Origin of the sequence: Olsenella sp. An293, assembly GCF_002159495.1 — a bacterium.
In the GTDB taxonomy this organism is placed as follows: Bacteria; Actinomycetota; Coriobacteriia; order Coriobacteriales; family Atopobiaceae; genus Thermophilibacter.
In genome coordinates this window covers 21,123-42,196 of record NZ_NFIT01000016.1, presented here as the reverse complement: position 1 = coordinate 42,196, position 21,074 = coordinate 21,123, and the positions used below count along the sequence as shown (strand labels likewise).

The 21,074-nt window shown below is 67.5% G+C and carries 20 protein-coding genes; 12 read left to right on the top strand and 8 right to left on the bottom strand.

Annotated features, from left to right (window positions below):
* The first annotated feature begins 290 nt into the window (after positions 1 to 290).
* The 8 genes from B5F85_RS09595 (at position 291) to B5F85_RS09560 (ending at position 9,011) form a co-directional block, all read left to right on the top strand.
* On the top strand, positions 291 to 2,030 hold the full coding sequence (locus tag B5F85_RS09595) for an ABC transporter ATP-binding protein/permease (protein ID WP_204204744.1): 1,740 nt from the start codon (positions 291 to 293) through the stop codon (positions 2,028 to 2,030).
* The gene (gene cydC, locus B5F85_RS09590; protein WP_343203479.1) at positions 2,027 to 3,667 is read left to right on the top strand and encodes a thiol reductant ABC exporter subunit CydC; all 1,641 of its coding nucleotides are present in this window, start codon (positions 2,027 to 2,029) and stop codon (positions 3,665 to 3,667) included. Before B5F85_RS09595 ends, cydC begins: the two co-directional genes overlap by 4 nt.
* Positions 3,667 to 4,035 (top strand): nitrous oxide-stimulated promoter family protein, encoded by a 369-nt coding sequence (locus B5F85_RS09585; RefSeq protein WP_087316699.1) that lies wholly within the window; start codon positions 3,667 to 3,669, stop codon positions 4,033 to 4,035. The genes cydC and B5F85_RS09585 overlap by 1 nt, the downstream gene beginning before the upstream one ends.
* A complete protein-coding gene (locus tag B5F85_RS09580; protein ID WP_087316697.1) occupies positions 4,032 to 4,418 on the top strand; it encodes a YbaN family protein in 387 nt (128 codons plus the stop codon). The genes B5F85_RS09585 and B5F85_RS09580 overlap by 4 nt, the downstream gene beginning before the upstream one ends.
* A 40-nt stretch (positions 4,419 to 4,458) precedes the next feature.
* The gene (locus tag B5F85_RS09575) at positions 4,459 to 4,827 is read left to right on the top strand and encodes a heavy-metal-associated domain-containing protein (protein WP_087316695.1); all 369 of its coding nucleotides are present in this window, start codon (positions 4,459 to 4,461) and stop codon (positions 4,825 to 4,827) included.
* A 145-nt stretch (positions 4,828 to 4,972) separates the two neighbouring features.
* Positions 4,973 to 5,536 (top strand): alkyl hydroperoxide reductase subunit C, encoded by a 564-nt coding sequence (gene ahpC / locus B5F85_RS09570; RefSeq protein WP_087216914.1) that lies wholly within the window; start codon positions 4,973 to 4,975, stop codon positions 5,534 to 5,536.
* A 78-nt stretch (positions 5,537 to 5,614) separates the two neighbouring features.
* Positions 5,615 to 7,339: an FAD-dependent oxidoreductase gene (locus tag B5F85_RS09565; RefSeq protein ID WP_087316693.1), complete on the top strand. Its 1,725-nt coding sequence runs from the start codon at positions 5,615 to 5,617 to the stop codon at positions 7,337 to 7,339.
* Between the two features lie 223 nt (positions 7,340 to 7,562).
* Positions 7,563 to 9,011 (top strand): ATP-binding protein, encoded by a 1,449-nt coding sequence (locus tag B5F85_RS09560; protein WP_158094600.1) that lies wholly within the window; start codon positions 7,563 to 7,565, stop codon positions 9,009 to 9,011.
* Between the two features lie 178 nt (positions 9,012 to 9,189).
* On the opposite strand, the gene B5F85_RS09555 is transcribed toward B5F85_RS09560, so the two are convergent.
* Positions 9,190 to 10,173 (bottom strand): helix-turn-helix transcriptional regulator, encoded by a 984-nt coding sequence (locus tag B5F85_RS09555; RefSeq protein ID WP_087316689.1) that lies wholly within the window; start codon positions 10,171 to 10,173, stop codon positions 9,190 to 9,192.
* Between the two features lie 106 nt (positions 10,174 to 10,279).
* On the opposite strand from B5F85_RS09555, the gene B5F85_RS09550 reads away from it, so the two are divergent.
* From B5F85_RS09550 to B5F85_RS09540, 3 genes are all read left to right on the top strand, one after another.
* Positions 10,280 to 12,133 (top strand): ABC transporter ATP-binding protein, encoded by a 1,854-nt coding sequence (locus B5F85_RS09550; RefSeq protein ID WP_087316687.1) that lies wholly within the window; start codon positions 10,280 to 10,282, stop codon positions 12,131 to 12,133.
* A 1-nt stretch (position 12,134) separates the two neighbouring features.
* Positions 12,135 to 13,916: an ABC transporter ATP-binding protein gene (locus B5F85_RS09545; RefSeq protein WP_204204743.1), complete on the top strand. Its 1,782-nt coding sequence runs from the start codon at positions 12,135 to 12,137 to the stop codon at positions 13,914 to 13,916.
* A 606-nt stretch (positions 13,917 to 14,522) separates the two neighbouring features.
* Positions 14,523 to 14,825: a hypothetical protein gene (locus tag B5F85_RS09540; protein WP_072374343.1), complete on the top strand. Its 303-nt coding sequence runs from the start codon at positions 14,523 to 14,525 to the stop codon at positions 14,823 to 14,825.
* Positions 14,826 to 15,009: 184 nt separating this feature from the next.
* Here the strand turns inward: B5F85_RS09540 and B5F85_RS09535 are convergent, their stop codons facing one another.
* From B5F85_RS09535 to B5F85_RS09520, 5 genes are all read right to left on the bottom strand, one after another.
* Positions 15,010 to 15,954 carry an N-acetylmuramoyl-L-alanine amidase gene (locus tag B5F85_RS09535; RefSeq protein WP_204204740.1) on the bottom strand — a complete coding sequence of 315 codons (945 nt, stop codon included), beginning with the start codon at positions 15,952 to 15,954 and terminating at the stop codon, positions 15,010 to 15,012.
* A complete protein-coding gene (locus tag B5F85_RS10725; RefSeq protein WP_158094599.1) occupies positions 15,944 to 16,084 on the bottom strand; it encodes a hypothetical protein in 141 nt (46 codons plus the stop codon). The genes B5F85_RS09535 and B5F85_RS10725 overlap by 11 nt, the downstream gene beginning before the upstream one ends.
* A complete protein-coding gene (locus B5F85_RS09530; RefSeq protein ID WP_087316685.1) occupies positions 16,077 to 16,301 on the bottom strand; it encodes an alanine racemase in 225 nt (74 codons plus the stop codon). The genes B5F85_RS10725 and B5F85_RS09530 overlap by 8 nt, the downstream gene beginning before the upstream one ends.
* Positions 16,301 to 16,516 (bottom strand): hypothetical protein, encoded by a 216-nt coding sequence (locus tag B5F85_RS09525; RefSeq protein ID WP_087316683.1) that lies wholly within the window; start codon positions 16,514 to 16,516, stop codon positions 16,301 to 16,303. Before B5F85_RS09525 ends, B5F85_RS09530 begins: the two co-directional genes overlap by 1 nt.
* A 208-nt stretch (positions 16,517 to 16,724) precedes the next feature.
* Positions 16,725 to 17,348: a hypothetical protein gene (locus B5F85_RS09520; RefSeq protein WP_087316681.1), complete on the bottom strand. Its 624-nt coding sequence runs from the start codon at positions 17,346 to 17,348 to the stop codon at positions 16,725 to 16,727.
* 149 nt (positions 17,349 to 17,497) lie between these two features.
* On the opposite strand from B5F85_RS09520, the gene B5F85_RS09515 reads away from it, so the two are divergent.
* Complete coding sequence (locus tag B5F85_RS09515; RefSeq protein WP_087316679.1) at positions 17,498 to 17,836, top strand: hypothetical protein; 339 nt, start codon at positions 17,498 to 17,500, stop codon at positions 17,834 to 17,836.
* 125 nt (positions 17,837 to 17,961) lie between these two features.
* Here the strand turns inward: B5F85_RS09515 and B5F85_RS09510 are convergent, their stop codons facing one another.
* Positions 17,962 to 19,347 (bottom strand): hypothetical protein, encoded by a 1,386-nt coding sequence (locus B5F85_RS09510; protein WP_087316677.1) that lies wholly within the window; start codon positions 19,345 to 19,347, stop codon positions 17,962 to 17,964.
* Complete coding sequence (locus B5F85_RS09505) at positions 19,347 to 21,074, bottom strand: collagen-like protein (RefSeq protein WP_087316675.1); 1,728 nt, start codon at positions 21,072 to 21,074, stop codon at positions 19,347 to 19,349. Before B5F85_RS09505 ends, B5F85_RS09510 begins: the two co-directional genes overlap by 1 nt.

The window sequence follows — 21,074 nt, the reverse complement described above, 5'->3', positions numbered from 1 at the left end:
GGAGGCGATGACATTGGCAACATCGTACCCCGAACTACGGACAGCAAACCCGAGGAGGCCAGAGGTGCGGCATCTGGACGCTTTGACGAGAAGAACCGTCCATCTGCCGCATGATAACCAAAGAGGCGCGGCGTCCGGACGGTTTGTCGAGAAGAGCCGTCCGCAAGCCGCGCGTCCTTCTCGCCCACGGAAAGGGATGCGGAAAAGTTATGCCCGGCTAACACCATCGCTCAAATAGTTTACTATGGCTAACAGAACGATCCGTCGGACGTGAGGGGCGACGACACGTGATGATTGACAGGCGGCTCATCGGCGCGGTGCCGGGGAGCATGAGATACGTGGGCGCGAGCGTGGCGCTGCAATGGGCCTCGCTCGTGGCCAACATGGCGATGATCCTCGTGGTGTGCCGGACGCTCGCCGGGCTCTGGGCGGGCGTCGCGGGCGAGAAGGACCTCGTTCTTCTCGCCGTGAGCGTCGCGGCCGCCGCGGCGGTGCGCGGGGTCTGCGCCGTGGCCGCTGCGCGCATGGGATGCCTCGCCAGCTGCGCGGTCAAGCGCACGTTGCGCCACCAGATCTACGAGAAGCTCCTGCGCCTGGGGCCGAGCTACCGTGCGGACGTGCGCACCTCCGAGGTCGTGCAGGTGACCGTGGAGGGCGCAGACCAGCTGGAGACCTACTTTGCCGCCTACCTCCCGCAGCTCTTCTACGCACTTCTCGCCCCGCTCACGCTCTTCGTGGCCCTGGCCTTTGTGAGCGTGCCGGCGGCGGTGGTGCTGCTCGTGTGCGTGCCGCTCATCCCGGTGGCCATCGCCGCGGTGCAGACTTGGGCAAAGAGGCTGCTCGGCCGCTACTGGGGGCAGTACACCGAGCTCGGTGACACCTTCCTCGAGAACCTGCAGGGCCTCACCACCCTCAAGGTCTACCAGGCCGACGAGTTCAAGCAGGCCGAGATGAACGAGCAGGCCGAGAAGTTCCGCCGCATCACCATGCGCGTGCTCACGATGCAGCTCAACTCCATCACGATCATGGACCTCGTCGCCTACGGAGGAGCGGCCGCGGGCGTGGCGGTGGCGCTCACGCAGATGGCCGCGGGGGCCGTGGGCCTGGGCGGGTGCCTGGCCATCATCCTGCTGGCGGCGGACTACTTCATTCCCATGCGCCAGCTGGGGTCGTTTTTCCACGTGGCCATGAACGGCATGGCTGCGAGCGAGAAGATTTTCCGGCTGCTGGACCTGCCGGAGCCGCCGGCGGGCGGCGCCGCGTTCCCTGAGCGTTGCGACGTGCAAGCCCGCGGCCTGCGCTTCTCGTACGAGGAGGGCCGTGAGGTGCTGGGCGGCGTCGACCTCGACGTGCCAGCCGGCGGCTTCGTCGCCGTGGTGGGCGAGTCCGGCTGCGGCAAGTCGACGCTCGCGGCGCTCCTGCTGGGGCGCCTGCGCGGGTACGCGGGATCGCTTGCGGTGGGCGGCGTTGAGGTCGGCGCGCTCGACGCGGCCGACCTGCTCGCCAACGTGACGTACGTGGGTCACGAGAGCTACCTCTTCAAGGGGACGGTGCGAGAGAACCTGCTGGTCGCGGCGCCGGCGGCGAGCGACGATGCGCTCTGGTCCGCGCTCGAGGCCACGCGCCTGGCGAGCTTCCTTCGCGGCGAGGACGGGCTGGACACGATGCTCGCGGAGCGTGGCTCCAACCTCTCCGGAGGTCAGCGCCAGCGCCTGGCCATCGCCCGCGCCCTCTTGCACGAGACGCCGGTCTACGTCTTTGACGAGGCCACCTCCAACGTAGACGCGGAGAGCGAGGACGCCATCATGGACGCCGTTCGCGGGCTTGCCGGCCGCGCGACGGTGATCCTCATCTCGCACCGCCTGGCGAATGTGGTGGGGGCGGACAAGATCTTCGTGCTCGACGGCGGGCGCGTGGTGGAGCACGGGCGCCATGACGACCTCGTTGCCGCGGGCGGCCGCTACGCCACGCTCTGGCGCGCCCAGCGCGAGCTTGAGGAATACGGTGCGGCGAAGAGGATGGTCGCATGAGGGTGATGCTTCGGCTCGTGGGGCTGGTGCGCCCGCTCATGGGATTCATGGTGCTGGCAATCCTCATGGGGCTTCTCGGTCACGTCTGCGCGGCGGCGATCACGGTGCTCGGCGGCTACGGCGTGCTCGCGGTGCTTGCGGACGGCGCGGCTGCCTCGCTCGCCGGCCTCGTCGCTGCGATGGCGGTCTGCGCCGTGGCGCGTGGGCTTCTCCGCTACGGCGAGCAGGCGTGCAACCACTTCATCGCGTTCAAGCTGCTCGCGCTCGTCCGTGACCGCGTGTTCCGGGCATTGCGGCGCCTTGCCCCGGCCAAGCTCGAGGGGCGAGACCGCGGCGACCTCATCTCGCTCATCACCTCGGACATCGAGCTTCTCGAGGTCTTCTACGCGCACACCATCTCACCGGCGGCGATTGCGCTCCTCTTCTGCGCGGGTGCCTGCGCCTTCATCGGGAGCTTCCACCCGCTGCTCGGCGCTGTGGCCGCGGCGTCGTATCTCGCCGTGGGCGTGGCGTGCCCGCTCGTTGCGGCGCGCCTCGCTGGTGACGCCGGTGCGCACTTCCGCGCCGGTGCGGGCGAGCTCTCGAGCTTCGTGCTGGAGAGCCTGCGCGGCCTGGACGAGATTCTGCAGTACGGCGCAGGTGCGGAGCGCCTTGCTCAGATGGACGAGCGGTCCCGCGCGCTTGCCGCGGACGAGGAGCGCATGAAGCGCTCCACCGGTCGCGCGACGGCGCTCACGGGCACCGTCATTCTCGCCTGCGACCTGGTCATGCTGCTCGTGGCGGCGGCGCTTCACCGTGCCGGTGCCGTGGGCTTTGACGGGGTGCTCATCCCGGTGCTCGCGCTCATGAGCTCGTTCGGCCCGGTGGTGGCGCTCGCGAACCTGGGCTCCACGCTGCAGCCCACCCTCGCGGCGGGGGAGCGCGTGCTCGCCATCCTGGATGAGGAGCCGGTAACGCCTGAGGTCACGGGCGAGAAGCACGTGGACTTCGACGGCGCCGCGGCAAGCCACGTGAGCTTCTCCTACGGGAACGAGCGGGTGCTCGCGGACGTCTCGCTCGAGGCCCCTGCCGGCAGAATCGTGGGCATCACCGGGCGCTCCGGCTCTGGCAAGTCCACCCTGCTGCGCCTGTTCATGCGGTTCTGGGACGCGGACGAGGGAAGCGTCTCCGTCTCCGGGCGCGACGTGCGCCGCGTGGACACGGCCAACCTGCGCGAGCTGGAGTCCCTCGTCACGCAGGAGACCCACCTCTTCCACGACAGCATCCGCAACAACCTGCGCATCGCGCGGCTCGACGCGACGGACAAAGAGATCGAGGCCGCCTGCCGCAAGGCCTCGGTGCATGACTTTGTGATGAGCCTGCCTGCCGGCTACGACACGCCCGTCGGCGAGCTCGGCGACACCCTCTCCGGCGGCGAGCGCCAGCGCCTGGGCCTCGCGCGCGCCTTTTTGCACGACGCTCCGTTCATGCTGCTCGACGAGCCCACGAGCAACCTCGACAGCCTGAACGAGGCCGTCATCTTGCGCTCCATCGCCGAGGAGCGCGGCGAGCGCACGGTCCTTCTCGTCTCCCACCGGCCGTCCACGATGCGCATCGCCGACACCGTGGTCAGCGTTGAGGACGGGAGGGTCAGCTGATGGCGCGCACGTCCGACACCGCGCGCGTGGCGGCCAAGCGCGAGCGCGAGAAGCACATGGTCTCCGAGATGATCGCGATCTACTGCCGCAAGCGCCACCGCACGCGCGCGGGCGAGCTCTGCCCGGAGTGCGCCGAGCTCGCGGAGTACGCGCGGCAGCGCAGCGACCGCTGCCCCTTCATGGAGACCAAGACCTTCTGCTCAAACTGCCGCGTGCACTGCTACAAGCCAGAGATGCGCGAGAAGATCCGCGAGGTCATGCGCTTCTCGGGCCCGCGCATGATCTTCCATCACCCCGTGGCGGCCGTCCGCCACGTCATCGAGACCAGGGCCGAGATGAGACGACTCGACAAGGAGAAGAACGCATGAAGGTGAAGAAGGTGCTGCTGGTAGCGCTTGGCTGCGTTGGGCTCGCGCTGGGGGCTGTGGGCGCGGTGGTTCCGCTGCTGCCGGCGTTTCCGTTTTTGATGCTTGCGGCGTTCTGCTTTGCCAAGAGCTCTGAGCGTCTGCACGCCTGGTTCACGGCCACCAAGCTCTACAAGAAGAACCTCGAGAGCTACGTGACCGGCCAGGGCATGGACTGGGCCACCAAGATCCGCGTGATGGTCACGGTGACCGTGCTCATGTCCATCGGCTTTGTCATGATGCACCAGGTGCGCGTTGGCCAGATCGTGCTGGCGTGCGTGTGGGCGTTCCACATCCTGTACTTCTGCTTTGTCGTGAAGACCCGTCGCGTGCCTGCGGAGGCGTGAGCGGCGGGCGAGAAGAACGCGGGCTCGCAAGGAGGTTGCCATGATCAACGTCATTATCGTCCTGGCCGTGGTGGCGGTCGTCCTTCTCGCTGTGCAGCGCTACCTGCGGACGCTCCGCCGGGGCGGCTGTGGCTGCGGGTGCTCGGGCGGGGACGCCGGGTCCCACGTCGCGCGCCCGACGGTTGCCGACACCAACGAGGCGCACTACCCCTACTCGGCCGACCTCACCGTCGAGGGGATGCACTGCGAGCACTGCCTCGCCGCCGTGGAGACCGCGCTCGACGGCATCGGCGGCGTGTGGGCGCGCGCGACCCTGCCCGACCGCGTGCGCGTGCTCTCCAAGGATCCGATCGATCCCGTCGCGCTCGCTGCTGCCGTGGAGTCGGCCGGCTATCGCGTAGCGCGGTGAGCTGGGCGTCGCTCCTCTGATTGTGTAGAGGTCGTGTAGTATCCGACAAAAGTAAGATAAGGCAAACTCTGGCGGTAGAAATGAGGCCTGTTGGGTATCACTTGAGCAAGCCCCAACGGGTAGCCACCAATCAAAGGAGCCAAGCATGTCCCTCATCAACAAGGAGATCGCCGACTTCACCGTCCAGGCCTATCAGGACGGGGACTTCCACACCGTCACCAAGGCGGACACCCTCGGGCACTGGAGCCTGTTCTTCTTCTATCCCGCCGACTTCACCTTCGTCTGCCCCACCGAGCTCGAGGAGCTGGCAGAGAACTACGACGCCTTCAAGGCCGAGGGCTGCGAGGTCTACTCCGTGAGCTGCGACACCCACTTCGTGCACAAGGCGTGGCACGACGAGTCCGAGCGCGTGGGCAAGGTTGCCTACCCCATGCTGGCGGACCCGGCGCACGTCCTCGCGCGCGACTTCGAGGTCCTGATCGAGGACGACGGCCTCGCCGAGCGCGGCGCCTTCATCGTGGACCCCGAGGGCCGCATCCAGGTCTACGAGGTCACGGCCGGCGGCATCGGCCGCAACGCCAAGGAGCTGCTGCGCCTGGTCCAGGCCGCCAAGTTCGTGGCCGAGCACGGCGACCAGGTCTGCCCCGCCAAGTGGCAGCCGGGCGCCGAGACGCTGAGGCCTAGCCTCGACCTGGTGGGTCAGCTGTAGGCGCGCTGTGCGCGAGAAGACTCGGACAGGGCCGCGACCGGGCATCCGGCCGCGGCCCTCGTACATAGGGAGCAAAGAATGAGCGAGAAGAACGCAAGCGAGAAGAACGCAAGCGAGAAGAACGCAAGCGAGAAAAACGCGGCGGCCCGACCCGACCCCAAGAGCCTCTACGACGCCGTCATCATCGGCGGCGGCCCAGCTGGCCTCACCGCGGCCCTTTACCTCGCGCGGGCGCGCTACCGCGTGCTCGTGGTCGAGCGCGAGACGTTCGGCGGGCAGATCACCATCACGAGCGAGGTGGTGAACTACCCCGGCGTCCTCTCCGCGAGCGGCGCCGAGCTCACCGAGACCATGCGGCGGCAGGCCGAGTCGTTCGGCGCGGAGTTCCTGCTCGCCGAGGTGACGGGGCTCGACCTGGCGGGCGACGTCAAGCGCGTGAGCACCTCGCGCGGGGAGCTCTCCTGCCTCGCGGTCCTTCTCGCCACCGGGGCGAGCCCGCGCCGCCTGGGCTTTGCCGGCGAGGAGGATTTCCGCGGGCGTGGCGTGGCCTACTGCGCCACCTGCGACGGCGAGTTCTTCACGGGAAAGCGGGTCTTCGTTGTGGGCGGCGGCTTCGCCGCGGCTGAGGAGAGCGTCTTTCTCACCAAGTACGCGAGCCACGTGACCGTGCTCGTGCGAGGGGACGACTTCACCTGCGCGCCCGCCGCGGCCGAGCCCGCGAAGAGCCACCCCAAGATCGACGTGCTCTACAACACCGAGCTCGTGGAGGCGGGCGGCGACGAGGTGGGGCTCCGGCACCTGCGCTACCGCAACACGCGCACCGGCGAGGAGACCACGTATGAGGCTCCGGCGGGAGAGACCTTTGGCATCTTCGTCTTTGTGGGCTACGCGCCGGCGACGGAGCTCGTGCGTGGAATCGTCGAGCTCGACGAGCACGGGTACGTCCTCACCGACGAGCGCCAGATGACCTCGGCTGACGGCCTCTTTGCTGCGGGCGACGTCTGCGTGAAGACGCTGCGCCAGGTGGCGACGGCCGTGGGGCAGGCCGCCCAGACCGCGACGGACATGGAGCGCTACCTCAAGGCCGCACAGGAGCGCACGGGCCTCGTGCCCCAGTCGCCGGTCTCGCGCCCGCACGTCCCCGAGGCAGCGCAGGGCAAGCGCCCGGCCGCCCAGGATGACGGGTCGCTCCTCACGCCGGAGATGAGGGCGCAGCTCGACACGGTCTTCTCGCGCATGGAGCGCCCGCTCGTCCTGCGGCTGCACCTCGACGATGGTCCGGTCTCGACCGAGCTTCGAGCATACATGGAGGAGCTGGCCGCGCTTACGGACAGGCTCTCCGTGGAGGTCGCGCCTTCGGGCGAGCTGTCCGCCGGGGAGCTGCCCTGCGTGCGCGTGTGCCGCGAGGACGGCGCGTGGACGGGCCTTGCCTTCCACGGCGTGCCGGGCGGCCACGAGTTCACGAGCTTCGTGCTCGGGCTCTACAACGCGGCAGGCCCCGGGCAGCCCATCGCGGACGCGGACCGCGCCGCGGCGGAGGGAATCACCGAGGACCTGCAGATCACGCTGCTCGTCTCGCTCTCGTGCACGATGTGCCCGGACACCGTGGTGGCCGCGCAGCGCATCGCCGCGCTCAGCCCGCGCGTGACGGCGGAGGCCTACGACGTGGCGCACTTCGGCGCGCTGCGCGACCGCTATCGCGCCATGAGCGTGCCGTGCGTGGTCATCCGCCATGCGGACGGTCGCGAGCGCGTGACCTTTGGCAAGAAGGGCGTGGCGCAGCTGCTGGAGGAGATCGTATAAGGGACAGGCACTTTTGCACACATACCCTGCCTACGGGCATCCTGCGCTCTCGTTGTTACGGTTCGAGGACCGTAACAACGAGACCCGTCCCACTGACAAGGGCACCTGTCCTCCGCCGTTACGGCCCCATGGCTGCAATGACGGAGCCAAGCCATGTGGCACAGACTGTATATTCACAAGTAGTATACTTATGAATATACTAATTGTACTAGGGAGGGGCATCATGAAGTTCGTTGGGCGAGCGCGCGAGCTTGAAGAGCTCGAGCGGCTCTATCAACAGGGGTCGTTCCAAATGGTAGTCCTCTACGGTCGCCGCCGTGTGGGCAAGACAACGCTTGCGGCTGCCTTCGCCCAGGGCAAGCCGACGCTTTCTTTCACGGCGAAGATTCAAAGCGATGCGCTGAACCTGCGTGACTTCTCGCGGAAAATCTACGAGTGGGCGAGCTTTCCCGTGAGTACGGGAGCATTTCCCTCATGGGAGGAAGCCCTTGCCTTTGTTGCCCGACAGGCGGGCGACACCCATCTCATCTTTGTGTTTGACGAGTTCCCCTTTGCCGCATCAAAGAACGAAGGGCTCATATCGGCATTGCAGGTTGTCATCGACCATTTGTTTTCGAAGACGAACATCTTCCTCATTCTCACGGGGAGCAACCAGGGGTTTATGGAAGAGCGTGTGATGGGGGAGGCGTCCGATTCCAGAGGCGGCATGGGTGCAAAGAACCCCTTGTTCGGGCGGCGCACAGCACAAATCCATCTCGCCCCGTTCGATTATGCTGATGCGGCACGCATGCTCCCCAATTCGTCCCTCGAGGACCTGGTGAGATACTATGCGTGCGTTGGGGGCACACCGCACTACCTCGCAGGGATTGACGAGGGGCTGACATTCGAGGAGAACATCGCTAACCTTTTCTTCTCAAAAGAGGGGCTTCTTTACGAAGAGCCTCTCATGCTGCTGCGCCAAGAGCTCCGAGAGCCCGCTCTGTACAGCTCGATTCTGGACGCCGTGGCGTGCGGCGCGAATCGTCCTCAGGCGATTGCCGACCGCATTGGAGAGAATCGCACGGCGGTGGGCAAGTATCTCGGAACGCTTTCTCAGCTGCACCTGGTGAAGAAGGTTGTTCCGTTTGGGGAGAATCCCAAAACGTCGCGCAAGGGAATCTATGCTCTTCACGAGCCCAGCTTTGCGTTTTGGTATCGCTTTGTCGCTCCATATGCCGACGCCATCGAGCTTGACGCGGGCGCGCCGATTTCTCGGGAGGTCCTTGGCGGAGAGGAGCTCAACGCGTACGTTGGGTTATGGTTCGAGGAGATGTGCCTGCAATGGGTTGTGTCACAGGCGAGGGAGGAACATCTTCCGTTTGTTCCGCTCCGGTTTGGACGGTGGTGGGGGGCCAACCCAACAACGAAGCAACAGGAGGATATCGATGTTGTTGCTGACAGTCGCATCCGCTCGTCGCTTCTGATCGGGGAGTGCAAGTGGAGGAATTCCTTCAACGAAAGTGATGAGGTGGCAAAGCTGCGTCGACGTGCAGCGCTGCTTGGCAGTTACCGAGATACGTGGCTTGCGCTGTTCACCAAGCATGACATCGCGCCCGCAACGCGGAAGAAGCTCGAGACAGAAGGTAACTGGCTCCTAGTGGATACTGAGCGCCTGTATGCTCAGGTTCGGTAGGAAGAAACCATTGAAGTGCATGCTAGACAGGTATGCTGCGCAGAGGCGAACAGAGTTTTTTTTATCAAACGGGACATCCTTGATCTGAAGGCAAAGCCCGCTTCGAGCTCGAAAAGCGGCGTCGTGAGCTTACTGACCATCGCCGGTGCTTTATTGGTCGTGAGTGCGCGAGCATGCGTCATTCCGCAGCAACATCCAGAAACCGCGTGCTTACGGTCTCTTTGAACAGCTGTGGGCTCATCCCATACGCCCTTGAGAACGCTGCTGAGAAGCTCGTGGGGGAGCGGTAGCCGACCTTCCTCGCCGTCTCGGCAACCGCCTTCCCGGATGCGAGCAGCACCCTCGCCTCGCGCATGCGCCGTGCGGTAAGGTAGGCACTCCACGTGCTCCCGGTCGTATGTTGGAACAGCCGCTTGAACTTCGTGAGCCCCATGCCGGCGGCGGACGCGGCCTCCTCCTGGCTCGCGCCCTCGCGCCACCGTGTGTTCGCGAGCTCGACGGCGGCGAGTACGCCAACCCGGTCGTCACGGCTCTCCGGCAGGGAGGCGGCCACGGTTCCGACGAGTGAGCCGAGCAGCACCTTTGCCGCGCCCTCGTAGACGAGCGCCGCTCCTGGCACCGTCGGGTCGACGCCAGAGATTTCGTCAAGGGCGGAGAGGACCCCGGGCGCCCAGCCCACGTCATGGCGCATCTCCGCGAGGAGCGACGAGGCCTCGCCGATGGAGTTCCATTCTAGTTCCGCGAACGCGCCTCGGAGCGCCCCCTCGAAGTACTCGACCTCCGCGTAGGCGAAGTGAGAGCCGGCCGGCACGGGCGTCGTGACCCAGCCTTCGCGCGTCTCGATGTAGGCGATCGCCACGGGATCCGCCGCGCCGGCGCGCCCCTCGCTCGCTGCCGGGCCGCGCACGGTGAGGTAGCGTCGCGTGTCGATGCCGAAGAGCGTGTCTACGAGGATGGTGAAGTCGCAGGTGACCACCGTGAGACCGTCGCCCGCCCACGCGCGGTACCAGCCCTCGGCGCGCACGCCGTCGCCCACGAAGAGCTCGCCGGCGCCCCGGTCGTCGCCCGCGGGCAGGAGCCCCATGTGCTCGAGCTCCTCCGCCTGGAAGAGCTTGGGCTCTTCGCTTGGTCGCCCGTCTCTCGGTCCGGTCGTTTCCCCCATGCTCGCACGCCCTTCCTTCCCGCTGCTGCACAATCACAGTAAGTCTAGTCTAACTTGCCGCGCCCGCATCGGGCTATCCGCGCGGTCGCGGCGGAAAGGGGGCCTCATGGCCAAGCGAAAGGGGGGCGCGGGCAAGGGGGAGTCCTGGGCCGCCCGCGTCATCGGCTTCACCGGCGGCGGGAGGTGGCTCATCTACCTCTCGATGGCGCTCTCGGCGCTCTCGTCAGCGTGCTCGTTCGTGCCGTTCGTCGCGGTCTACCTCGTGGTGGCGGACGTCGTCGCGGTCTACCCCGACTTCGCCGCGCTCGACGCGGCGCGCATGGCGGGCCTCGGCTGGATGGCCCTCGGGGGCGTGGCGGGCAACATCGGCCTCTACCTCGCGGCGCTTCTCTGCGCGCACTCGGCGGCCTTCGACGCTGAGTACAACCTCAAGCTCCAGATCGTCGAGCACCTGGGGCGCATCCCGCTGGGACGGCTCGAGGCGCTCGGCACGGGGCGCGTCGGCAAGGTCATGGACGAGAGCGTAGGCGCCATCGAGGGGTTTCTCGCCCACTCGCTCCCCGACATGGCGGCGGCCTTCACGGCGCCGGTGGCGATCGTGGTGCTGCTCTTCGTCTTCGACTGGCGCTTCGGGCTCGCGGCGGTGGCGTGCGTGGTCGCGGCGTTCGGCGTCGAGGCGGCGGGCTTCTCCAACAAGGCCATCACGGACAAGATGCGGCGCCACCTGGTCAACCAGGAGCGCATGACGAACGCCACCGTGGAGTACGTGCGCGGCATGCCCGTCGTGAAGGCGTTCGGCCAGACGGCGGAGTCGTTCGGCCGCCTCTCCGCGGCGGTGCGCGCCTACACCGACCTCGCGCTCGACGTGGCGCTCTTCTGGCAGAGCCTCATGCCGGCCTTCACGGCCATCATCAACAACGCCTACCTGTTCGTCCTGCCGGTGGGGATCGCCCTCGGCGCGGGGCTCACGGGCGGCGCGTTCCGCCCGTTCGCGCTCGACTTCATCTTCTACCTCCTGTTCGTGCCGTCCATCGCGGGCGCGCTCAACAAGATGATGTACATCTCCGAGGACAGCATGATCATCTCCTCCCACCTCTCGCGCATCGACGAGGTGCTCGGCATCCCGGCGCTTCCCGCGCCGGGACCCGGGGCCGCCCGCGTGCCGGAGCGCTTCGACGTTGAGCTGGACGGCGTGTCGTTCTCGTACGGGGCGGAGGGCGAGAAGGGCGCCCCGCTCGCCCTCGACGGCGTGAGCCTCACCGTGCCGGAGGGCACCACCTGCGCCCTGGTTGGACCGTCGGGCGCCGGCAAGTCTACCGTGGCGAGCCTCGTTGCCCGCTTCTGGGACGTCTCGTCGGGTGCGGTGCGCATCGGCGGCATCGACGTGCGCGACATCGACCCAGACGTTCTTATGGGATGCGTGAGCCTCGTCTTCCAGGACGTGCACCTCTTCCGGGCGAGCATGCTCGAGAACATCCGTATGGCCCGTCCAGACGCCACGCGCGAGGAGGTCGTCGAGGCGGCGCGCGCCGCGCAGGCCGACGCCTTCATCCGCGCGCTGCCGCAGGGATACGACACCGTCTACGGCAGCGAGGGCGTGCACCTCTCCGGCGGCGAGGCGCAGCGCGTCTCCATCGCCCGCGCCATCCTCGCCGACCGGCCCATCGTGGTGCTCGACGAGGCCACGGCGTTCTCGGACCCGGAAAACGAGCACCTCATCCAGAAGGCGTTCGAGCGCCTCATGGCGGGCAGGACCGTGATCATGATCGCGCACCGGCTCTCGACCGTGGCGGGTGCGGACCAGATCGTCGTCATCGACGGTGGCCGCGTGGCTGAGCGGGGCCGGCACGAGGACCTGCTCGCCGCGCGCGGCACCTACGCGCGCATGTGGGAGCGTTACGCGCAGGCCCTCTCGTGGGGCATCGGGTCGGAAGCGCCGAACGGAAGGGAGGTGGCTTAAGATGGCTACCCCGAACAGAATCCCGCGCCTCCAGCGCGCGCTTGCCCTCACGGACCAGGGCTACCGCGGCCTCAAGCGCGCCATTGCGGCGTGCACCCTCACCAACCTCGCCCTCATGGTGCCCTTCGCCATCACGGTCATGGCGTTCGGCGTGGTGCTCATGCGGCTTACGGGCGAGGAGGTGGACTGGCGGGCCCTCTGGGGCCTCTTCGCGGCGGGCGTCGCGGGCCTCGCCGTCGTGTTCCTCTGCGCGCGCAACGACTACCGGCGCACGTACGTGACGGCGTACCGCGAGACCGAGGCCACGCGCATGGGCCTCGCCGAGCACCTGCGGCGGCTCCCCATGTCCTTCTTCAACCAGCGCGACCTCTCCGAGCTCACCGAGAACCTCATGGGGGACGTCTCCAGCCGCGAGTCGCTCATGTCGAGCACCATCCCGCAGCTCGTCGCCAGCTGCGTCTCCACGGCGGTCGTGTGCGTCATGCTCGCCTTCTTCGAGTGGCGCCTCGCCCTCTGCGTGTTCTCGACGCTGCCGGCGGCGCTCCTCATAGTGCTCGCCGCGCGCGGCCACGAGCGGCGCCTCTTCGAGCGGCAGACCGGCGCGCGCCTCGAGGCGTCCGCCCGCCTCATGGACTACGTCGGGGGCATCCGGGACATCCGAGCGTGCCGGCAGGTGGGCGCGCAGTCCGCGCCCATGCGCGCCGCGCTCCAGACCCTGCGCGACATCGCGATGCGGGTGGAGCTCTCCGTGGACGTGTGCGTCTCGGCGGCCACGACGGTGCTCCAGGCGGGCGTGGGCCTCACGGTCTTCGTGGGCACGGCGCTGCTCGCGGCGGGCGAGGTCGACTTCCTGACCCTCCTCATGTTCCTGCTCATCGCCTCTCGCGTGTACGGTCCCATCACCTCGATCCTCTCGCAGCTGCCGAACCTCCTTCAGCTCTCGGGGCGCACGGCGCGGCTGCGCGCCCTCGCCGACGAGCCGGTCGCGGCGGGCTCGGGCGACGCCGCCGGCCTGGGCGAGAGGGGCGTCGAGCTTGCCGACGTGCGCTTCTCGTACGCCGCCGCCGGCGACGAGGTCCTGCGCGGCGTCTCCCTCCGCATGGAGCCGGGCACCGTCACGGCGCTCGTGGGCCCCTCCGGCTCGGGCAAGTCGACCGTGGCCAAGCTCGTCGCGCGGTTCTTCTCGCCCGCGTCCGGCTCGGTCTCGGCGGGCGGCGTCGACCTCGCGACGCTCGACGAGGAGTCGTGGCTCGGCAACGTCTCGGTGGTCTTCCAGGACGTGACGCTCTTTGATGACACGGTCATGGAGAACATCCGCATGGGGCGCGCCGGAGCCACCGACGAGGAGGTGCGCGCCGCCGCCCGGGCCGCCCACTGCGAGGAGTTCGTGGGGCGGCTGCCGGAGGGCTGGGGCACGCGCCTCGGCGAGAACGGCGCGCGCCTCTCCGGCGGCGAGCGCCAACGGCTCTCCATCGCCCGGGCCCTGCTCAAGGACGCGCCGATCGTGCTTCTGGACGAGGCGACGAGCTCGCTCGACCCCGAGAACGAGACGCTCGTGCAGGACGCCGTGAGCCGCCTGTGCGCCGGCAAGACGGTGCTCGTGATCGCGCATCGCCTCCGCACCGTTGCAGGCGCGGACCAGATCGTGGTGCTCGACGGCGGCCGCGTGGCGGAGCGGGGCACCCACGCCGAGCTCATGGCCGCGGGCGGCCTCTACGCCCGTCTCGTCCGCATCCAGGCCGAGAGCCTCGGCTGGAGTGTCGGCGGCAGGGGAGGACGCTAAGGCCGGCGGGCCGAACGGCGGGCGGGGCCGCCCAGACGAACAGTCCCACGGGAGGATCCTCCCGCCGCCAGCCTCCCTCGGGCCAAGCGATGAACTGCCTTGAGCGGAATCAGACATCGTCTGCCCGGCCTACCAAAATGGCAGCGCCCCTCGGGGACAATGAACTGCCTCCCATTTCTCGTTGTCCAAGAAATGGGAGGCAGTTCATTCCTTGTGGTGTCGGCTTTTTTGCATATTTCTGCCTGGAAGCCCCCGACCGATAGAACGGCGTTGAGTTCAATTTGAGTTCAACTCGGAGATGCGAAATGCGGTTCATTTCGGTTAATTGGAAGACGACGGTACACCACGTAGACGAACGGTGATGAGAGTGCACGATTTGATTACTGAGTGGGAGTGATTTTCCCCTCAAAGCGGTTCGCAACGGTCTATGTCAGAAACCAACATTTCCGCAGGTAAGAAAGGGTTTTTCTCCGAAGGAGGAAAACCCTTTCTCTCACTTCAAAACGCTCCGTTCGGGATGATTCTTCCACGAATTCTTCCATGGAAGAGGGCTCTGGGAAGGCAGGGACAAGGCTAAAACCAATCAATACGGAAATGGAGGAGCCCATGCTGAGCGAGAGGGAACTTAAGGAAATGATGGAACTCGAGGACTACGCGCACTTCCGCGCGGAGCTCGTCGAGATCTCACCGCAGAGCTTCGACATCTACGAGCTCAAGGAGATCCTCGGCGACATGATCAGAAGCAAAGTTGCCATGGAGGACAACATGAGGGATAGCTTCGCGGAACTCAGCGAGGTCGAGCAGACGCAGCTCCTCGACATGCTCGGGGAGAGCGGCTACAAGGACCGCGACTGGTGGTACCGGATGCTCATGGACGGCCCCAGGCACCGGACGTTCCCGACCATCTAGGCGCCGGCGCCCCCGCATCCAAGCAACGGGATGCGGGGGCGTCCTTGTGTAGGCCTTCGTGAAGCGACGGAACGCTACGGATCGAGCCTGCCCGCGAGCCAGAGCAGCGGCACGAGTGGCAGCGCGCCCAGGCACAGCAGAACGGCGAGCGCCGTGGCCACGCCCCAGGCAGCGTCCTCGCGCGTCACGACAGGATCTCGTTCACGCGCGCCTGCACGGCGTCGTAGAGACTCCCCAGGCGGCGCTTGCGCTCGGCCCCGTTGCCGTAGTCGCCGCGGATCACCGCCCGCGCCAGCGCGTCGACGTCCGCGCTACCTGACGACCCGCCGGAGCCCCCGGCGCCCAGCATCTCGTTCACGCGAGACTGGACCTCCGCGTAGCGGTCGCCCAGCGCTGCCTTGCGGGCCGCCCCGTTGCCGAACTCGCCGGCGATCACCCTGCGGGCGAGGTCGTCCACGTCGTCGGCCGCCGGCGCCTGAGACGCGTCCCCGCCGGAGCCGCCCGCCAGGATGCGGTTCACCTCCGCCTGCACCTCCGAGTAGCGGCTCCCCAGGGCCGCGCGCCGCGCGTCCCCGTTGCCGAACTCGCCCGCGATGACGCGCCGCGCGAGCTCCGCCACCGTCCCGCTGGGCGCGGCCGGGGTCGTGCCGCCAGAAACAACGCCGCCCGTGATGCGCGCCTTCAGCGCCGCCCACTTGGACGCCGCCACGTAGGGCGCGGGGCAGAGCTTCCCCGTCACGTCGTAGTGGCGGATGACCCCGGAGGCGCCGATGCCGTACTTGGCCATGAGCCTCCTCACGAGCCAGCCCAGCTTCTCGACCTCGGTCGCGCTGAAGTCCTCGCCGGCCGAGACGACCTCGATGCCGATCGCGCGGCAGTTCATCTGCCAGTCGCCGGCGTGCCAGGCGGTGTCGCCCTCGGCCACGCTCTGGTAGATCTCCGGCGTGATGTCGTCGACGAAGTAGTGCGCAGACGCGCCCTGCCCCTCGTTCCGCGCGAAGTACGTCGCGTTGTTCCGCGCGGAGGCGAGCGTCGCCGTGAAGTGCACCACGATGCGGTCGACCGCGCGCGAGCGCCCGCGCGTCATGTGGTCGCTCCCGCACTGCTTGAAGAGGATGCTATACGCCATCGGGCACCTCCTCGAAGCCGCCGTCCTCGCCCTCGTCGGGCTCCCAGCCGTCCGGCGCGGCCGCCTCGACGCCCTCGCCGTGCAGCGCCTCCCAGCGCTCCTCCTCGCTCGCGAACTCGCGCTCACTCATCGGAACCACCGCCCGACGGCAGCGCCGCGCCGAGCTCCGCCATGACGGGCGTGAGCACTGCCATCACGAGCGCCACCACGATCGGGCGCCACTCCGGCGCCAGAACCGCGCAGCCCACCAGCATGTCCACGTTGGCCACGACCACGCCGAGCACGCCCTGCACGATGGTCCTTGCCAGGCGCCACGACCACTCGTTGGATGTCAGGAATGTCTCCATCATTGCCCCTTCCGCAGATTCTCGATCTCCGCCTTCACGACGGCGACGTCCTGCTCCAGGGCGTAAGTGCGCTCGACCATGCGGTTGTGCTTCTCGACCTGCCGCGTCAGGTTGTCGATCTTGACCTCCATGACCGCGCGGCTGCGCGAGTTGGACACGAGCACCCCGGCGAGGGTCAGCACCCCCGTCACGAGCGCCGCGATAACCGACTCCATGCGCGCCTCCTCCCTGGACGGGAGCGCCCCGCCCTTCTGGGAGAAGTGTCGACCGTGGTCACAAACGGTCATGTTTAGCTGCTGATATGTTGAGAAGCGTCGCCTTCCGTCACTTCACAAAAGAGTTCACAGTAGGGACTCGGGGTAACAAAAAAGCGCGGCGTCGGAGATGTGACGCCGCGCTTGGGTTGGGGCACCTGTTGGGAGCCTAGTTCTCGCCGGGGTAATCGACCTTCACGATGCCCCTCTCTTCGAGGTATTCCAGCATGGCCTCGTAGACATCCCTTTCGTCACGCCACTCCATCGCTTCGGCGTAGTCGACGGTGTCGCCTCGGTAGCAAGAGGGGAACCACTGCTTCAGAACCCTAGTGACGGCGAGGTCCAGCTGGTCTGCCATCTTGTCGCGATCGGGTCGACTTTTCTCAAGGAAGTCTTCCTTGGTCACACCGTGCATGAGCAGCGTGTTGAGCAGCTGTCGATAGGACCCGAGCTTCTGCTGCTCGGCAAGGATATAGGGAAAGTGATCAGGATTCAGGTAGTTCTCGAGCCAGTAGTCCCTAACGCCCTCGTAGTCCATGACGGGAAGCTCAAGGGTCCAGCAGTACTTGCCGGCAAGGAAGTCGGGATGGACGTCTATTGCGCGGGCAATGAGGTCGAGAAGCTGGGGAGTGATTTTGTTCTCAGAGACGGCGCGCCGAATCGTCCTGATATCTTTGCCAATTCCGCCCCGTTCGACGGATCTACCGAGCGAATAGATAGTGAAACCACGCCGCTTAATTACGCTCTTCATCCATTTCCCCTGAATGGGAATCTTCATCTCAGTCTTAGGCATTTGGCCTCCTTCTCATATAGGGCATTTTTCGGAAAAGATAGTTCCTATCCCTTTCTTACAGAACGTCATAGAATCCAACACAGCAGCTGCCGAATGTCCAGTTAGAATATAGGGCATAGTCGCCCTATATGCAAAAGAAAGGTAACGCAATGTGGTATCTGAAGGAAGAGAAGGAGCAGGAGGAGCTCGAAACGCCTAACAACGTATACGAGCTCGCCCAAACCATCATGGCTAAGATCGTGGATGCGGAGGCGGCCGCGTCGAAGCGCTCCATGGAGATCATCAGCCTGCAGGCCGACGAGAACGAGGCACGGCTTGCAAGGCCGGAGTTGACACAGGACGAGCGAAAGATGCTAATGGAGGAGAGCGGGGAGATTAGGAACGCGGCGATTGGACAGGCAAATAGGACGATGCAGAAAAGTTGGCAGTTCTTTGCCCTGGCGCTCGTGTTGGTGACAGCAAAGGTTGTAGTAACGCAAGTAAGGTAGAGGGAGCTGTGACGCCCCGCCCCTCGCGCCGCCCGCATGGCGGGTTCGTCCCGAGCCCCTGCGGCGGCGCGTCCACCCCTCCGGCACATGCGGCGCAGGCGCCGCACGCGCCGGAGGGGTGCCTGTCAAGAGCTCTTCGCGGTGAGGTACCCCGCGCCGCCCACGCCGTCGATCCTCATGTACTGGTAGCCCGCGCGCGAGCTCGCGTAGGTCGTTCCCGCGCCGCCCACGAGGGACGTGCACTGGTAGAACGTCTGGAAGCCCGACACCCCGGAGATCGGCAGCGCCCAGTCGGCGTCCGCCCAGATCGTCACGAGCGACCCGCACCCTCCGAAGGTGTAGGCGAGGTCCTCGAGCGAGGACGGGTCGAGCCCGGAGAGGTCGATCTCGGTGAGCCCCGTGCAGCTGTTGAAGGTGTGCTGCATCTCGCGCACGCCGCGGAGGTTCCCCATGCCCTCCACCACGGTGACGGCCTGATGCCCGTAGAACCAGTAGTTCGTGTTCACGTGGTCGTAGGTCGCCATGTCGGGGGCTATCCCCACCGCCTCCACGTCGTGGCGGCGGTCGTACCATGGCTGGTAGCCGACTGAGTTGTACCGCGCGTTGGCGCACAGGCGCCCCGACGACACGAGCTCCCGCCCCGCCTCGGGCTCGGTCGCCGCAGTCAGCACGAGCTCCCCGTCGCCGTACAGGTAGCAGCGGAACCACGCGCGCTCGTCCTCCGACCCGTCCGGGTGGGTCAGGACGCCGGTCGACTCGAAGTGCAGGTTCAGGTGGTCGTCCGACTGCTCCGGGACGTAGCCCCTCTCCCCGACGAGGCGTCGGCACCCGCTGAACATGAGGGTCCCGCTCTCGACGGACCCGTAGAAGCTGTTCGCCCATATCGTCTCCAGCGAGGCGCAGCTCACGAACATCTGGTTCATGTTGGTCGGCGTGACGAGGTGGCCGAACCCCTCGACCTCCACGAGGTTCTCGCAGCCGTGGAAGAGGTAGGCGGCGCTGGCGAGGGCGCTCGACTCCATGTCCTCGTCGATGACCGCCCGCGTGACGGAGAGCTTGTCGTCGTCCCACGGCCGCGCCCCGGCGGACGCGTACCCGGCCGGGTCGACCTCCCACGCCTTGAGGATGACCGCGCCGGGCACCGACGAGGACCGCCCGTCGCGGTAGTTGAACTCGAGCGTCCCGTCCGAGAGCAGCAGCGCGCGGATCTTGACGCCGGTGTCCCAGGAGAGCGCCAGAATCGCCGGCGCCATCTCGCTCGGCTTGTACGTCTCGGCAAGCCCGTTTTGCGCGCGGATCGCGTCGGCTATCGCGTCGAACACGGAGTCGGAGATCACGCCCGTGCCCGTCGCCGCCACCGCCTGGAACGGCGTCTCCGCCTGGGTCCCGTCGAGCGCGAGCACCGCAGCCGCCATCTCCGAGGGCAGGTAGGTGCCCGTACCGCCGTTCTGCACCCGTATCGCGTTGGCGATGTCGGTGAAGACGGACTTCTGGATCGTCCCCACGGCCATCAGAATTCCACCCCACTCAGGTCGTCAAGGTCGGCGATCGCCTGGTCGACGTACTGCTTCGTCGCGTAGGCCGAGAGGTCGGGCGTCGTGCCCGGCGCGCCGTCGGAGCCGTCCTGGCCGGGCGCGCCCTGCGGCCCCTGCTCGCCGGTCTCTCCCTTGAGGCCGGAGAAGGCGAAGGCGAACGTGCGCGCCCCGGGAGTGCCGCCGAGCGTCACGGTCACGGACGGCGTGCCCGTGGAGGCGTCCACCGTGGCGGTCGCGCCCAAGATCTCGGCGTCGGCCCCGTCCTGGCCATCCGCCCCCGGTGCACCGTCCTGGCCGTCGGCGCCGGGTGCGCCGTCGACCCCGTCCTCGCCGCGCAGCCCCTCGAGCTGCTCGGCGGTGAAGTCCTCGAACGTGAACGCGTCGCCCTTTGGGCCGCGCAGGTCGGCGGAGCTCGTTCCGCTTGCGCTCGTCACGGTGAGCACCGACCCGGCCCACGAGTGCGTGCAGCTCACGCCGTCGGCGCCATTCGCCCCTGGGGCACCGTCGCTGCCGTCGGTTCCGGGAGGCCCCTGGACGCCCTGAGGCCCCTGCAGCGCCGCCAACTGCTCCTCGGTGAAGTCCGCATAGGTGAACGCCTCGCCGGGCTCGCCCTGTGGGCCTGGGGACCCCTGCACGCCCTGGGGACCGCGCAGCGCCTCCAGCTGCTCGGGTGTGAAATCCCCGTAGGTGAACGGGTCGCCCTTGTCACCCTTCTCTCCGCGCAGGGATTCGATCTCCTCCTCGGTGAGGTCGTCGAGCGTCATCTTGTCGCCCTTGGGGCCGCGCAGGGCCTCCAGTTGCTCCGCGGTGAAGTCGGAGTACTCGAAGGGGTCGCCCTTGTCGCCCTTCTCCCCGTTGTCGCCCTTGTCTCCCTTGGGGCCGTGCGTGAGGGTCGCCGTGGTGGTGCCCGTGGCGTCCGTGATGGTCACCACCGCGCCCGTCTCGGTCTGCTCCACCTTGGCCGTGGGGCTCACGCCGTCGGTGCCGTCCTGTCCGTCGGCACCGGGAGCCCCGTCCTCGCCGTCGGCGCCCGGTAGGCCGTCCGCGCCGTCGAAGTCGCCGCGCTCGGCCGCCTCCAGCAGCTCGTCCTTCGCCTGCGTCGCGGCAGCGGCGGCCGCGTTGGCGGCGGCGACCGCGCCGGAGGCGCCCTGGGCAGCCTCGACCGCCTGGCCCGCCGTGGCCACCGCTCCTTGGGCCGTCGTCACGGCCTCCTGCGCCTTGGAAACCGCCTCGGAGATGAGGGCGTCGGCGTTCTCGTACTTCTGGATGGCCTCGAGGAACATCGAGTATCCGTCGGAGCCCCCGCCCTCGCCGCCGGCGAGCGCGGGCCCCACTAGCACCGTGAAGGAGAGCGAGGAGAGCGCCCGCTCGTCCCAGGAGACCATGACCTGCGCGTCGACGGTGCCCTCGGCGCGCGCCATCGCGGCGGGCCAGTACACGCGGAACTTTCCGGCCTCGGCGTCGACCTCCTCGAGGGGCTCGCAGCCGCGCACGCGCAGCTCGCGGTGGCGCCACAGCAGGTAGAGCGACGCCCCCGTGAGGTCCACCGCCTCGCCGCCGCGCGTCACCGAGAGCGCGATCCCGCGCCCCTCCGCGTCCGCGGGCGAGGCGACGAACGGCCCCGCGAAGGGCGCGTCGCACTCGTCCCAGACGACCTCGCGCAGCCCGTCGCCGTCCAGCGGGAACGTGCTCGTCTCAGCCAT